The organism is Streptomyces sp. NPDC059785 (assembly GCF_042732375.1).
Classification (GTDB): domain Bacteria; phylum Actinomycetota; class Actinomycetes; order Streptomycetales; family Streptomycetaceae; genus Streptomyces.
Genome location: NZ_JBHWHV010000030.1, coordinates 58,823 through 72,223, shown reverse-complemented (window position 1 = coordinate 72,223; position 13,401 = coordinate 58,823). Strand labels below are relative to the sequence as shown.

Annotated in this window: 14 protein-coding genes; 7 read left to right on the top strand and 7 right to left on the bottom strand. The window is 72.4% G+C overall.

Annotated features, from left to right (window positions below):
* Window positions 1–73: 73 nt before the first annotated feature.
* Both ACFV6E_RS22915 and ACFV6E_RS22910 read right to left on the bottom strand, forming a co-directional pair.
* Window positions 74–673 carry a zinc-binding dehydrogenase gene (locus ACFV6E_RS22915; protein ID WP_385464122.1) on the bottom strand — a complete coding sequence of 200 codons (600 nt, stop codon included), beginning with the start codon at window positions 671–673 and terminating at the stop codon, window positions 74–76.
* A gap of 348 nt (window positions 674–1,021) precedes the next feature.
* Window positions 1,022–2,182, bottom strand: coding sequence for a cytochrome P450 (locus ACFV6E_RS22910; protein WP_385172572.1), 1,161 nt, complete (start codon window positions 2,180–2,182; stop codon window positions 1,022–1,024).
* A 513-nt stretch (window positions 2,183–2,695) separates the two neighbouring features.
* Here ACFV6E_RS22910 and ACFV6E_RS22905 point away from each other — a divergent pair.
* Window positions 2,696–3,328: a hypothetical protein gene (locus ACFV6E_RS22905; protein ID WP_385464119.1), complete on the top strand. Its 633-nt coding sequence runs from the start codon at window positions 2,696–2,698 to the stop codon at window positions 3,326–3,328.
* A gap of 342 nt (window positions 3,329–3,670) precedes the next feature.
* Here ACFV6E_RS22905 and ACFV6E_RS22900 read toward each other — a convergent pair whose 3' ends face one another.
* Window positions 3,671–4,315, bottom strand: coding sequence for a TetR/AcrR family transcriptional regulator C-terminal domain-containing protein (locus ACFV6E_RS22900; protein WP_385464116.1), 645 nt, complete (start codon window positions 4,313–4,315; stop codon window positions 3,671–3,673).
* Between the two features lie 59 nt (window positions 4,316–4,374).
* Between ACFV6E_RS22900 and ACFV6E_RS22895 the strand changes: the two genes are divergently transcribed.
* From ACFV6E_RS22895 to ACFV6E_RS22870, 6 genes are all read left to right on the top strand, one after another.
* Window positions 4,375–5,907, top strand: coding sequence for an FAD-dependent monooxygenase (locus ACFV6E_RS22895; protein ID WP_385464113.1), 1,533 nt, complete (start codon window positions 4,375–4,377; stop codon window positions 5,905–5,907).
* Window positions 5,904–6,362, top strand: a complete 459-nt coding sequence (locus tag ACFV6E_RS22890) for a RidA family protein (RefSeq protein WP_385464110.1) — start codon at window positions 5,904–5,906, stop codon at window positions 6,360–6,362. The genes ACFV6E_RS22895 and ACFV6E_RS22890 overlap by 4 nt, the downstream gene beginning before the upstream one ends.
* Window positions 6,359–6,691: an MFS transporter gene (locus ACFV6E_RS22885; protein WP_385172561.1), complete on the top strand. Its 333-nt coding sequence runs from the start codon at window positions 6,359–6,361 to the stop codon at window positions 6,689–6,691. Before ACFV6E_RS22890 ends, ACFV6E_RS22885 begins: the two co-directional genes overlap by 4 nt.
* Window positions 6,692–6,696: 5 nt before the next feature.
* Entirely contained in the window at window positions 6,697–7,047 is a 351-nt protein-coding gene (locus ACFV6E_RS22880; protein WP_385172559.1) for a hypothetical protein, read from the top strand.
* 349 nt (window positions 7,048–7,396) lie between these two features.
* Complete coding sequence (locus ACFV6E_RS22875; protein WP_385172556.1) at window positions 7,397–7,960, top strand: 2'-5' RNA ligase family protein; 564 nt, start codon at window positions 7,397–7,399, stop codon at window positions 7,958–7,960.
* Window positions 7,961–8,394: 434 nt separating this feature from the next.
* Window positions 8,395–9,216 (top strand): lipase family protein, encoded by an 822-nt coding sequence (locus ACFV6E_RS22870; RefSeq protein WP_385172554.1) that lies wholly within the window; start codon window positions 8,395–8,397, stop codon window positions 9,214–9,216.
* A 24-nt stretch (window positions 9,217–9,240) separates the two neighbouring features.
* Here the strand turns inward: ACFV6E_RS22870 and ACFV6E_RS22865 are convergent, their stop codons facing one another.
* The 4 genes from ACFV6E_RS22865 to ACFV6E_RS22850 are packed head-to-tail and all read right to left on the bottom strand — an operon-like array spanning window position 9,241 to window position 13,397.
* Window positions 9,241–10,032: a class I SAM-dependent methyltransferase gene (locus ACFV6E_RS22865; protein WP_385464107.1), complete on the bottom strand. Its 792-nt coding sequence runs from the start codon at window positions 10,030–10,032 to the stop codon at window positions 9,241–9,243.
* Window positions 10,033–10,048: 16 nt separating this feature from the next.
* Window positions 10,049–11,629: an ABC transporter ATP-binding protein gene (locus tag ACFV6E_RS22860; protein WP_385464104.1), complete on the bottom strand. Its 1,581-nt coding sequence runs from the start codon at window positions 11,627–11,629 to the stop codon at window positions 10,049–10,051.
* Window positions 11,617–12,456: an ABC transporter permease gene (locus tag ACFV6E_RS22855; protein WP_385464101.1), complete on the bottom strand. Its 840-nt coding sequence runs from the start codon at window positions 12,454–12,456 to the stop codon at window positions 11,617–11,619. The genes ACFV6E_RS22860 and ACFV6E_RS22855 overlap by 13 nt, the downstream gene beginning before the upstream one ends.
* The gene (locus ACFV6E_RS22850; protein WP_385464098.1) at window positions 12,453–13,397 is read right to left on the bottom strand and encodes an ABC transporter permease; all 945 of its coding nucleotides are present in this window, start codon (window positions 13,395–13,397) and stop codon (window positions 12,453–12,455) included. The genes ACFV6E_RS22855 and ACFV6E_RS22850 overlap by 4 nt, the downstream gene beginning before the upstream one ends.
* Window positions 13,398–13,401: the final 4 nt, after the last annotated feature.

The following is a 13,401-nucleotide window of genomic DNA, read 5'->3' as shown; positions in this document are numbered from 1 at the left end:
GTGCTGTCGAAACCCACCTGCATCCGCTGTCGGCTTCCGGACCGGGCGCAAATCCCGGTTGGCTTCCTGCGTGTCAGAGGCGGAAGGCGTCGGCGTGTGCGACGGCCCGTTGCGCGAAGGTCTGTGGCGGCCTGCTGAGGACTTCCTCGACCCCTGAGGTCGTCCTGGCCACCGTCTCGGGGGCTGTCGCCCACATGCGCAGCATGAACTCGATACCCTCGTCGGGCCGGTCCTCGGCCCTCCACTGGCGGCGTGACTGATCATCGGTCAGCTCGGGGAAACGGATTGCTCGCAGCGGCTTCAGGTACCGGCCCATGTCCGGGCCCGCGACCGTGTCCACGATCACGTCGTAGGTCTGATCGGGGACGGTTACGGCGGTCCGGTCCACGATCCGCGCAGCGCCCAACTCCAGCAGCCGCTCGCCCCGGGCCGCCGAAGAAGTGACCGCAGTGACCTCGGCCCCACGAGCGGATGCGATCTGTGTCGCCAGCGAACCGATGCCGCCGCCCGCACCGCGGACGAGAACGCGTTCGCCCGCCGCCGTCCCCGCTCGGTGCAGCGCAATCTCGGCGACGAACGCGTTCACGCCCAGCGCGACCGCCTCGGCGGCGTCGGTCCCCCGCGGCACCGGCAGTGCGCAGTGGCGGGCGGTCGAGCCGTTGCTGCCGGTCAACGGTCGGCCGGGCGGGCAGTGGTCCGATCACCGGAGCCGGTATACGGAATACGGCGACCACCAGAAGTCCGGCTCACTCGGTCAATCGTCTGGATCTTGCTGCGGGCGCCGACGGCACCGACTCCCGCCGACCCGGTGCTCCGGAGGTGCGAGTCGTCATGCGGGGCGGATGATGCGGTGCACATCACCGGGACGCCGCCCGTACCCGGCAGGCAGCGCCGGCCGGTCTTGGCAGGGGAAGGCCCGGGCACCGAAGGTGTCCGGGCGGGCAGGGCCCTGGTGGTCAGTACCAGTACCAGCGGCGGGCGGGCTTGTTGGTGAAGATGCGTTGCATCATCGCGGCCATGGCTAGTCACCTCCTTCTCGTGTGGTGTGCGTTCGGTGGTCAGGGACGCGGTGGAGGATGAACGGCCGTGGAACATTGCCCTCCGACATCCGGGCGCGGGTGTCAGCGCCGGTGACGCTCAGGCGGGCGCGGTCGGTGAGGGCGGTCAGCGACTCGGTGAGCAGCGTGTGTGCCACCGCCGCGCCGGCACAGCTGAAAGGCCCTGTTCCGAAGGGGATGTAGGGGCCGTGGCCGCCGCTTCGGGTCCAGCGGTCGGGCTGGAAGGCGTCGGGGGATTCCCAGTGGCGTGCGTCGTGGTGCAGGAGGTACGGGCAGACGGAGAGCAGTTCACCGGGCGGGAAGACGGTGCCGCCGAGTTCCACGGTGCGCGGGAGGGTGCGCCCGAGCATCCAAGGCACCGGGCGGTGTCTCAGCGCCTCCCGCACGACGTGGTCGACGGGCCAGGGCCACGGGCCGGCCCCGGCGTGGTGCAGGCAGGCCAGCAGCACCGACCACGCCAGCGAGGCGCTGACGGGGGCCATGATCGCCCGGAACATCATCAGGTGCAGGTCGGCCACTGTCCGGCCGGTCACCTCCGCTTCCGGGCATGCCGTGAGTACGGCGTCCAGCATGTCCCGCGGCTCGTCGGCGGGCTGTCGACGCCGGCGGTGCGCCTCCTCGGTCACGGCGGTGACCAGCCTGGTCCGCACCAGCTCGGCCCGGGCCCGCTGCCACACGTGTGGCGAGCGCACCGCCACCCCCTCATGGGCGGCCTGGCGCATCAGCTCACGGCTGCCGGCGGGAGTGTCCGGATGCAGCAGCATGTCCGCCAGGCAGCGGTAGACCAGCCGCGTGCCGGCGCCCGGCCACCGGCTGGCCGCCGGCAGAGCGGCCAATGCCTCGGGCAACGCGGCGCGGTAGCGCGGCACGCCGGCCCGCAGCAGGCTGCGCACCGCGTGGCCCAGCTCCGCCTGGGCGCCGCGGGCGGGCAGCAGCTCGCCGAAGAAGACCGACCCGCCCGTGTGGTACTCCGGATCGCGCAGCAGCATCTGCGCCAGCTCCGTGTCGCGGACACACCAGCCGCCCCAGGGAAGCCGCATCACCCCCGCCGTGCTGCGGCGGCTCAGCTCCTCGATGTAGGCGAGGGGGTCCTGCCGCAGACGGATTCTGCACCCCAGCCTCATCCCCTCACCTCCGGTGCTCCTTTCCACACGGCCCGTCCGCGCCGCCTGCGCACCGCTCCCGCTCCACCGCCGGCGGCTTCCGCACAGCCGCTGCGCGAAGTCCGGTGATCGTTGTCAGGCATGACCCGGTGATTGTTACGAGGCATGACGAAGGCCCCTTGCGGAAGTTCGTGTACGGCGAGCCGCGGCGTTCCGGGGAAACGAACCGCTCCCGGGCGACGCCCGACCGGCGTCCTCCAATCAGCCCGCCCATTCGATTGTTCTTGAATGGGCGCTTTCACGCCACTTCTGGTGAATATCTGTAATGGCCCGATGGCGCCAACGCACGCCGGTGCCCCCGTCCCGCCTCCACCCCGCCGCCCCCTGCCGGCCTCTGGGTGACGGCGGCGAAGGCCGGAGCGGACCTCCGCGGCGAGGTCCTGCTCACCCTTGCGCAGCTGCGCCCGGCCGCACCCCGCCGGCTGATTCGCTGCTGCCCGCCGCTTCGGTCGTGAGGGCTTCCGTGTCGCCCTGGTGGCGCGCCGCCGCCGGCGCCTGGACGCCCTCGTCGAGCAGCTGGCGGTGGACGGCGTCGAGGCGGCCGGCTTCACCGCCGACCTGTCCCGGCCCGCCGAAATGCCGGCGCTGATCGCCGGCATCCGCGACCGCTTCGGCCGCATCGACGTGATCGAGTACGGGCCCTTCAGCACCGAGCAGGGCCTCATACCGGCCGCCCGGACGGATGCCGCAGTCCTGGAGAAGGGCCACTCATCGCCGAGGCCGGGACCCCCGCGGGGTCGACCATGGAGTTCCCGTTCCCGATCGTCGATCCCGACGACCTCGCCGAGCAGTACTGGGACATGTACACCAGGCGCGACCGGATCGAGCAGTTCCTCCCTCTGGTTCGCACGGGCAGGGGCCACCGCGCGGGTTCCGTGCTTCGATCCTCGTGGTCGGCCCACCGCGGCACCGGTCGGCAGCGTATTCGTCCGGCTTGTTGGCCGGGCCCCTCTTGCGGGCTCCGGCCGCGCGCTGGTGGACCCGCATGGTCACGGGGCCCACCGTCACCACCCGACTCAAGTCGGCGCTCGCACAGGCCCGGCCCGTCAGTGCGGTGGGCACCCGCTCCCCGAGCGCCTTCGACGGCCCACATCCGCAGCCGACTGACGGCCCACATCCGCAGCCGACCGCGGACGCCTGGGCGGTTCCCGTACTCCGGAAGGAGGAGGACGGACCCACCGCGTCGCGATCCGGAGCGGGAAGGGAACCGCGCCGATCACCTCAGGACGATCCGGCCGGCGGCCGTCCCGCGTCGGCGTCCGGTCGGAGGTGATGGCTCGAGTGCCCACCGCGGGCCGCACCACGGGCCGGGTTCGATCCGCGTCCGCCGTGGGCCGGGTTCGTGCCTGCGAGGGGGCGCGGTGAAGTCTGGTCCGACGTCGTCTCGTTGCTTTCCCTGTCCGTCCTTGCTGTCCGTCCTTGTTGTCCCTCCTTGTTGTCCGTCCTTGCTCAGGGCTCGGGTGCCGCTTCGGTCGCGGCGGAGTGGAGGATCTGCTCGATCCCGAAGCGGAAGCGTGCCTCGAAGTCGACGGACATGAACGCGTCCAGTGCCGAGTCCAGCCCGGGGAAGTGGTGTTCGGCCACGTGCGCGCGCAGGCGGTCCCGGTGGTCGGCGGGCGTCGCCTGTTCCTCCTGGACGAGGCCCAGGGTGAAGTAGAAGAGGTTCCAGGCCGTCCATGCGGCCGTCCTGCGGGTGGGGCAGCCGCGCAGGAGGGCGGTCAGCAGGCGGTCGGTGAAGGCGAGGGTCTGCGGTTCCGCGGGGAAGGTGCCCGCGACGAGCAGGGCACCGTCCCGGTGCCGGAGCATCGCCTGGCGCAGCCGTCCCAGCAGTGCGGCCGCCTGGTCGTGCCAGTCCTCGGGCAGGTCTCCCAGATCGACTTCCCCGAGGACGGCCTCGGCCATGGTGTCCAGGAGCCGGTCCTTGGTGCGGATGTGCCACATGACGGTGTTCATGCTGACCCCGAGTTCGGCCGCGATGGCCCGGGTGGAGAGCTTGGCGACGCCGCCACGGTCGAGTACGTCGAACGCCGCGCCGACCACGTGGTCGAGGGTGATCCCGACCTTGGTGCGGGCGGCAGCTTGTTTCTTGGTCACTGATCGAGTATATCTGTACCGGCATTCACTTGGTCAGTGATAGAGAGATGTGGTGTGGCATGAGTGAGAGCGTCGTCATCGTCGGCGGCGGGCCGACGGGCATGTGGCTGGCCTGCGAGCTGCGACTGGCCGGGGTCCGCACGGTGGTCCTGGAGCAGGACCCGGAGATCGACCCGAACTCCCGGGCGCTGACGGTCCACGCCCGCACGATCGAGACCTTCGCGCTCCGCGGCGCGCATCAGGACTTCTTGGCGGAAGGCGGCCGCATACCCAGCGGACATTTCGCGGTCCTCGACGACCGCCTCGACTTCCGCGGGCTGGACACCGACTTCCCGTACACGCTCACGATCCCGCAGGCGCGCACCACGGAACTGCTCCAGCGGCGCGCCGTGGCCATGGGCGCGGACGTCCGTCGCGGGCACCGGGTGACCGGCTGCGCGGACACCGGCGGCACGGTGACGGTGTCGGTCGACGGTCCGGACGGTGCGTACGTGCTCGACGCCGCGTACGTCGTCGGGTGCGACGGCACGCGCAGCGTCGTGCGCGGTTGCGCGGGGATCGAGTTCGAGGGGACCCGGTTCACCGCGCTGGGGGCGCTCGGCGATGTGGTGCTCGGCGACCCGCCGTCCGGCCCGGTCACGAGCAGGTGGACGACGCGGGGCACGTTCATGCTCGTCCCGCTGTCCGGTGGCAGGCACCGGATCGTGGTGCACTCGCCCGAGGACGTCCGCGACGACTGGCCGGGCGAACTCGCGCTGGAGGAACTGCGCGAGCGGGTGCTGCGCATCGCCGGCACGGACTACGGGATGCACAGCCCCTCCTGGCTGTCCCGCTACAGCAACACCAGCCGCGTGGCCCGGCAGTACCGCAAGGGCCGGGTCCTGCTGGCGGGTGACGCGGCCCATCAGCACATGCCGATGGGCGGTGTCGGGCTGAACGTGGGCGTGCAGGACGCGATGAATCTCGGCTGGAAGCTGGCTGCGGTCGTGAGCGGCCGGGCGGGGGAGGGGCTGTTGGACACCTACCACCGGGAACGGCATCCGGTGGGGGACGACACGATCGAGCACACGCAGGCGCAGACCGCGATCATGTCGGTCTTCTCACCGGAGGGAACCGCGCTGCGATCCCTGCTGGGGAAACTGATCGCGGAACGGCCGCAGCTCAACGACGCCCTCGCGCAGCGTCTGTCCGGATTGTCGGTGACGTACTCCCTGCCCGGCCGGCGCCATCCGCTCGCGGGCCGCCGGGCACCGAACCTGCGGCTGTCGGACACGGAACACCTCTTCGACCTGCTCCGGGACGGGCGCCCCGTACTCGTCGATTTCGCGCGCGTCGACAGTTTCGGCCTCGACGGCCTCTCATCCGACGGCACCGCCGCCCGCCTCGACCGGTACCGGTGCCCGCGGCCGGTCGAGCGGTCCCGCGCGGCGTGGGCCGGTGTCAGCGCCGCCCTGATCAGGCCGGACGGGTACGTCGAGTGGGCCTCGGACGAGACCGCCGCGGACGCTCTCGCGGCCGAGGCCGCCGATGCCGTAGCCACCTTGCACCATCCGCAGCCCGGCAATCCGCCGGCCGAAAGGGACCACGCATGATCCACCGCATCGAACCGGACGGTGTCTTCGGCCTTCCGGACCTCGTCAGCCAGGTTTCGGTCCCGGCCGGCCTCGGTCTCGCGTTCATCAGCGGACAGGTGGCCTGGGACGAGGAGGGCCGTGTCGTCGGGGAGGGCGATCACATGGCACAGGCCGCGCAGGTGGCCCGCCGCATCGACCGCCTGCTCGACGCCCTCGGCGCGCGGCGACAGGACATCGTCAAGGAGACCGTCTATGTCGTGGACCACGAGCCGCATCTGATTCCGGGCATCTTGGCTGCCCTGCACGGTTCACCACCGCCCTCGTCGACTCTGGTCGGGGTGGCGAAGCTGTTCGCCCCGGAGTTCCTGATCGAGGTCGAGTGCGTGGTCGCCCTTCCGGACGGGAAGCGGGACGGGAAGCCGGACGGGAAGCCGGACGGGAAGCCGGACGGGAAGCGAGGGATGTCGCGATGACCGGCACAGGGCGGACCACCGTCCGTCCCGTCCGGGCGCTGCTCGCGCTCACGCTGACGGTCTCGGCGGTGCTGCTGGGCAGCACCATCCTCAACGTGGCACTGCCCACGATGCAGAGCGAACTCGGCGCGAGCACCACGGAACAGCAGTGGTTCCTGAACGCCTACACCCTCACCTTCGCCGGCTTCCTGCCCGTGGCGGGCGTCGCCGGTGACAGGTTCGGCCTGAAGCGCCTGCTCGCCTGGGGTACGGCGGCCTTCGCCGTGACGACGTCGGTGGCCGGGTTCCTCGACTCGCCCCTCGGGATCATCGTCCTGCGCGCGCGCTGATGGGCGTGGCGGCGGCCACGATCATGCCGGCCACCCTCGCGGTGATCCTGCGGCTCTTCCCGGCCGAGGGCCGGGCCCGGGCCATCGCCTCGTGGGCGGCGGCCTCGGGACTGCCCATCTCACTCGGCCCGCTGCTCGGGGGAGCGCTGCTGAGCGCGGGCGACGGCCCGGCAGGTGCTGGATGCGTGCCAGACCTCGCGTTCTTCGAGCGCATCGACGGCTTCGACAACTCCCGCCGCGTCCAGGAACGGCTCGGCCGGCTCAGTCCCATCGAGTTCGGGGAGAAGTACTACGCCGACCGGGCAGCGGCCGAACAAGTGAATCCGAGACCCCGTCAACTATCCCTGACCAGATGAACAGCGCCTCCCGAACGACGGGGCAATCTCGACATCGAGCACCACGCCCTGACCCACGACCAGGACAATCAGCCCCGGATGCACCAGGGACTCGGCGACAACCGCTGACCCGCTCGGCCGGGCCCGCCCACCCGAAGCTCCATCCGGGCCCGGGCGGGCCCGGCCCGGTGCCTCACCGCCGCGACCGCTGCCGGTCCCTTATAACGGACTTCTCAGCGACCGAGCACGACACCGGCGACCGGCCTCCGAAGGCCGCCGGCACGCAAGCCGCTGCCCCGAACCCCCGTCTGCCGCGGCAGTGACACCACACTGCCGCGGACCGGCGTCGGCCCGACGATGGAAGAAGCCCATGTCCCAGACGACGAACGCCTTCATCTGCCTGCGCGTCCCCGGCTCGCTGGTCGACGCCCTGGTCGAACTGCAGCACCAGTGCCCCGACCAGGTCGACCCGCAGGAGGCGGAGCACATCCACATCACGCTCGGTTTTCTCCACGGCGCGGACGAGGACAAGCTCGCCGCGGTGAGGACCCTCATCGAGCAGGGAACGTGGACGGCTCCGCGTATCCGCCTGACCGGCGAGGTCCGCCACGGGAGCTGGTCCTTGGGCAAGGACCCCGCCTACCACTACGACGAGGACACGGTGCAGGAGGGGGAGCAGGTCCGCCTGGGCGTCGAGAACACCCCGGAACTCGCCCGCCTCCACGATGAAATCACCCAAGGGCTGAACATCGTCGAGGACGGCTTCTGGCCCCACGTGACCCTCGGCCTGGCCCGCAGGGACTTCCCCGTGGCGCAGGCCAAGGCCCTCGAGCTGCCGTCGGCCGAAGGTCCGGCGCCGAGCGTGGACGTGCAGCAGGAGGTCTCTTCCACTCGGTTCGCACTGCTCGTCCGTAAGGATCTCGTACCGTCCTGACCAGCCTCGCTCCGCCGAATGCCCACCCGGGGCCGGAACCGGCCTCTCACAGCGCCTGCGGCCCGAGCGGGGCCGTGGTCCGCGCGGGGCCCCGTGGTCCGGCTCCGGCCCGGCAGGGGGCGGTGGTGCGGGCGGCTGCTGTCCGAGAGTGGCCTGGCCGGCCCCGGCGGGAGAGTTGGTCTGCTCGGGTGAGGGGGGACCGTTCCTGCCCGCGCAGCCCGTGTCGCCCCCACGTCCCGGAGGTGGTCGCGGCCTACGGTCGCTCGCGAAGCGACCCTCGCCCGCCAACGGCGGCGGCCCTGCCCAGTGCTTCTGATTCATCCGCGCTCGTCGGACACGGTCGTGTGCTCCTGCAGCCGGCCCGGTCCGCCTGCACGGTGGGGTGGCCGGCGGCGGACCGGGGTCGGAGAAGCCGTGTCCCATGGAGGCATCTGGTGCCCGTACCGACAGCGATCGACCACAACACGACCGAGCACAGCCTGGACCTGGCCTACTGGATGGTGAAGGCCGCTGACCTCGCCTACAAGGACGAGGCGACGGTGGAGTCCACGGCCCGGGAGTGGGGTTTCGACCGGGTCCGGCATCATCACACCCGGTTCACGCCGCCTTTCCCGATCCAGGACACGCAGGCGTACACGATCGCCAGCGACAAGATGATCATCACCGGGTTCCGGGGCACGGAGCCGGCGCAGATCAAGGACTGGCTCTCCGATGCCACGACCCCGCCCGTGCCGGGCCCGGCGAGGACCGGGTTCGTGCACTACGGCTTCGGCGAGGCCCTCGACTCCGTCTTCCCCGCCGTCAAGGACGCACTCGCGGACTTCCGGGACGACGACCAGAGTGTCTGGTTCACCGGCCACAGCCTCGGCGGCGCCCTCGCAATGCTCGCCGGCTGCCGCCTCTACCTGGAGGCCCCCCGCCTGCAGGCCGACGGCATCTACACCTACGGCCAGCCCCGTACCTGCGAGCGCCTGCTGGCCGCTTCCTGCAACAGGGACTTCAAGGACCGCCTGCACCGCTACGTCAACAACAACGACATCGTCCCCCAGCTCCCCCCGGAGCCGGCCTACACCCACGTCGACACCCTGCACTACATCGACGCCTCCGGCCGTATCCGCGACTCGATGCCCCTCCTCGGCGCACTCGGTGACCGTGTCAGGGGCGCCACCGCCGACCTCCTCGCTCCCGCCAGTGACGCTCTGCGCGACCACCCGGTCAAGCAGTACGCCGCCGCGATCGAGAAGAACCTCGTCTGACGACGTCCGCGGGTGCACCGCGGTTCAGCGCAGTCCGGCCACCAGAGCGTCGGCCGCCGAGCACCAGATCTGCCGTGCCTCGGTGAAGCCCTGTTCGCGCAGGGTGTCCAGATGCCACTGGACGGCGGTGGGACGGTCGGGCTTCGCGCCGGCGGGCCGGGGTTCACGCGGGTCGCCGAGCAGGGCGAAGCGTCGGGCCGCCGGTTCGGCGAGGGCGGGGTCGTCGGCGACCCGGTGCCACCAGTCGGCCCAGTCCAGGGCGCCCTCGGCCCGCTGCCGTTCCTGACGCTCGGTGAGCAGGGTGGTCATGGCGGCGTTCAAGCGCGGGGCGGACTCGTCGTACATGTGGTCGGCGTTGAGGAACACGCCGCCCTCGCGCAGCACTCCGGCCAGGGTGCCGTAGAGGCGGCGCAGCGGTTCGGTGTCCAGCCAGTGCAGGGCGGTGGCGGTGACCACGGCGTCGAAGGTGGTGTGGGGGAGGCGTGCGGTCCAGTCGGGGTCGGTGAGGTCGGCTTCGGTGAAGGCGACGCGGTCGTCGCCGGCGAAGTGGCCGCGGGCGATGGTCAGCAGGGCCGGGTCGATGTCGACGCAGACGGTGCGGGCGCCGGGGAGCGCGCGCAGTACCCGGTCGGAGATGCTGCCGGTACCGCAGGCGAGGTCGAGGACGAGCGGGGTGCGGCCCGCGACCGCCTCGACGGCGTCGGTCATGACCCGGAAGCGCTCCTCCCGGTCCGGCATGTACCACTCCTGCTGGCGGTCCCAGCTCGTCTGCCACTGCTGCCAGTCGGGGGTGGTGGAAGTGGGGGTGGTGGTCATGGGCAAGGTGTTCCTTTCACTGGTCGCTTCGTTCGGAGGATGGCGTCGTGGTGGTCAGGTGCCGGGACCGCAGCAGCAGACGGGTGGTCCCGGCGGCGGGGGAGTGCAGGACCGTACGGGTCCCGCCGCTCTCCACCACCGTGCCGGCGTCGAGGACGACCAGGTCGTCGGCGAGCCGCTCGACGAGTGCGAGGTCGTGGCCGATCCACAGCACGGCCGTGTCGCTCTCCTCACGCAGGCGGGTGATCTCGGCGGTGACCAGGCCGGTGCTGACGGCGTCGAGGGCGGTGGTGATCTCGTCGCAGATCAGGACGTCGGGTTCGGCGAGCAACGCCCGTGCCAGGGCGGCGCGTTGCAGTTCGCCGCCGGACAGCGAGACGGCGTGCCGCGTGGCGTGTTCCGGCGTCAGGCCGAGGCGCTCCCACAGCTGCCGGGCCCGCCGCTCGGCGTCCGCCGGTGCGAGGCCGCGCAGCCTTACGGCGGTGCGGGCGACCTGCTCGAGGACGGTGCGCCGGTCGTCGAAGGAGTTGCGCACCTCCTGCCAGACGTACTGGACGCCCCGGATCTGCCGGGTGGTGCGGTGGCGGAGGGCGGGCAGTGGAGCGCCCCGGTGGGTGAGGTGGCCGCGGTGGCGTTCGTGCAGCCCGGCGAGGCAGCGGGCGAGGACGGTCTTGCCGCTGCCGGACGGGCCGACGACCGCGGTACAGCCCCCTTCCGCGACCCGGACAGTCACCTCGTGCAGGACCTCGCCCCGGCGCCCGGGGTGCAGCCACGCCGTCAGGTCCCGCGCCTCCAGTACGGCGCCGCCCGGTCTCGCGGGGGTGAGGGGCGCCGGTGGTACGGCCGGTACCGCCGGCGCTGGAAGCACCTTCGCTGTGGGGCCGGTCGCGGTCACGCGGCCGCGATCCAGCGTCACCGTGCGGTCGGCCACCGCGCGGATCAGGTCATGGTCGTGGCTGAGCAGCAGGAGCGCGTACCCGTCGGAAGCCAGCCGGGACAGCTGCTCCGCGAGCCGCAACCGGGCTACCGTGTCCAGTCCGGTGCTGGGTTCGTCGAGCACCAGGACGCGCGGGCCGCAGGCCAGCACCTGGGCGAGGGCCACGCGTTGCCGCTGGCCGCCGGAGAACTGGTGCGGGAAGCGACGCCGGGTCGCTCGGTCGTCGGGCAGGCCGGCGGTGCGCAGGGCTTCGGCCGCGTGGGCGGTGGCGGCGGCACGGACACGGGCGCCCTTCTCGTCGAACGGCCGGTGCAGACGCGCCAGTTCGGTGAGGACCGCGCCGATGCGCCGGGCGGGGTTGAGGGCGTGGGCCGGGTGCTGGGGCATGTAGGCGACCACCCGGCCGCGCACCTCATGGCCGGCGCCCGTCGGCCCCTCGCCGCCCACCACCTCGACGCCCCCGACACGTACCGAGCCGCTGAGCCGGACGCCGGGCGCGGCCTCGCCCAGCAGGGCCAGCGCGGCGGTGGTCTTGCCGCTGCCGGAGGGGCCCACCAGAGCGGTCACCTCACCCGCGCGGACGGTGAGGTCGACGCCGGCCAGGAGCCGGGCCGTGCCGGCGTGCGCGCTCAGGCCGCTGACCTCGATCACTGGTTCCACGCCGCCGCCTTCCCCTCGCTCCGCCTGCTCCGCGCGGTGTGCGGCAGCAGCCCGTCCGCCAGCAGATTGACGCCGACCACGAACATCACCAGCAGCAGCGTCGGCGCCAGCACCGCCCACGGCTGCACGAACAGCGCCTCCCGGCTCGCGGCGATCGCCACGCCCCAGTCCGGCGAGGTCGGATCGAGACCGAGACCGAGGAAGTTGGCGGCGGCCACGGTGAAGACCGCGCCGCCCACGCGGGTGCCCGCGTCGGCGGCGGCCACCGGCAGCACGGCCCGTCCGACGTGGGAGAAGAGGACGCGCGCCGGGGACTCGCCCTGCAATCGCATGGCCTCGGCGACGGGGCCGCTGGCCGCGTCCAGGGCCGTTGCCCGCAGCAGCCGGGCCACGGCCGGCACGTTGAGGGCGGCCACCGCCAGCGCCACGGCGAGAGGATTTCCGCGCCAGCCGACCCCGACCACACTGATCACCAGCAACGAGGGCAGCGGCAGCAGCAGTTCCACCGGCCGCATCAGCAGGTCGTCGAGCCACCGGCTCCGGGACGCGGCGGCGGCGAGTCCGAGCACGGCGCCCACGGCGACGGCCAGTGCCACCGCGGCGCACGCCACACCCAGGGCGCTGGCCCCGCCGCGCAGCACCAGCGTCAGCACGTCCCGGCCCAGCCCGTCCGTCCCCAGCGGATGCCCGTCACCGAGGGCGTACGGCATGCCGTCGGAGGGGACGGCGGCGTCCGTGACGAACGGCCCGACGACGGCCGCGCCGACCGGCGGCACCAGGAGCAGGGCCCCGCCCGCCGCGCGCCGCTTCCGTCCGACGGCGCTCATCGCAGTACCTCCGTACGGGGAGCCAGGCGGTGGCTGACGAGGTCCGCCGCCAGGTTGAGCAGGCAGGCCACGGCGGCCAGGGTGAGGGTGAGGGCCTGGACGGTGGGCACGTCCCGGTTCTGTACCGCCTCGACCAGCGCGGTCGCGGTGCCGGGGACGGCGAAGACGGCCTCGACGACGAGTACGCCGCCGAGCAACTGGTCGCCGGTGCGGGCGAGTTCCTGTACGCCGGGCACGGCCGCGCCCGGCAGGACGTGCCGCAGCACCAGCCGGGCGGGTGGTACGCCGAGCCGGCGGGCCTGCACCGTGTACCCGGCGTGCAGCGCGGTGACCGTACCGGCGCGGATCTGCCGGGACAGCACGCACACGGTCCGGGCCAGCAGGACCGCCACCGGCAGCACGAACAGCTCGGGCCGTTGCCACCACCCGTCGTCGGCGCCCACCCAGGTCGACGGCAGCCAGTTCAGGCGCAGCGCGAAGACGCCCACCAGCAGTAGCGCGAGGACGAAGTCCGGGACGGAGGTGAGCGTCAGGGTCACGGCGGACACGATCCGGTCGGTACGGCTGCCCGCCCGCAGCCCGGTCAGCAGGCCGACCCCGACGGCCAGCGGCACCAGCAGCACGATCGTCACGGCGGCCAGCGCGGCCGTCACCGGCACCGAGGACGACAGCGTCTCGCTGACCGGACCTCCGCCGACCAGCGACGTACCGAGGTCACCGGTGAGCAGACCGTGGGCCCAGTCGGCGAACCGCTCGGCGAGCGGCCGGTCGAGGCCCATCTGCTCCCGCAGCTGGGCGACCTGGTCCAGCCCCGCCTGTTCGTTGAAGTCGACGGTCGCGGCGTCCCCCGGCAGCAGGTCCGTCAGCAGGAAGACGATGACACTGAGCGCGGCGAGCTGGACCAGCGTCCACCCGGACCGCCGCAGGGCATGGCGCAGCATCCCG

Excerpts from the sequence above, each read along its gene's own strand:
- ACFV6E_RS22850 (WP_385464098.1), bottom strand. The coding sequence starts at position 13,397 with ATGCTGCGCCATGCCCTGCGGCGGTCCGGGTGGACGCTGGTCCAGCTC.
- ACFV6E_RS22895 (WP_385464113.1), top strand. The coding sequence starts at position 4,375 with ATGAGTGAGAGCGTCGTCATCGTCGGCGGCGGGCCGACGGGCATGTGG.
- ACFV6E_RS22875 (WP_385172556.1), top strand. The coding sequence starts at position 7,397 with ATGTCCCAGACGACGAACGCCTTCATCTGCCTGCGCGTCCCCGGCTCG.
- ACFV6E_RS22890 (WP_385464110.1), top strand. The coding sequence starts at position 5,904 with ATGATCCACCGCATCGAACCGGACGGTGTCTTCGGCCTTCCGGACCTC.
- ACFV6E_RS22865 (WP_385464107.1), bottom strand. The coding sequence starts at position 10,032 with ATGACCACCACCCCCACTTCCACCACCCCCGACTGGCAGCAGTGGCAG.
- ACFV6E_RS22885 (WP_385172561.1), top strand. The coding sequence starts at position 6,359 with ATGACCGGCACAGGGCGGACCACCGTCCGTCCCGTCCGGGCGCTGCTC.
- ACFV6E_RS22855 (WP_385464101.1), bottom strand. The coding sequence starts at position 12,456 with ATGAGCGCCGTCGGACGGAAGCGGCGCGCGGCGGGCGGGGCCCTGCTC.
- ACFV6E_RS22910 (WP_385172572.1), bottom strand. The coding sequence starts at position 2,182 with ATGAGGCTGGGGTGCAGAATCCGTCTGCGGCAGGACCCCCTCGCCTAC.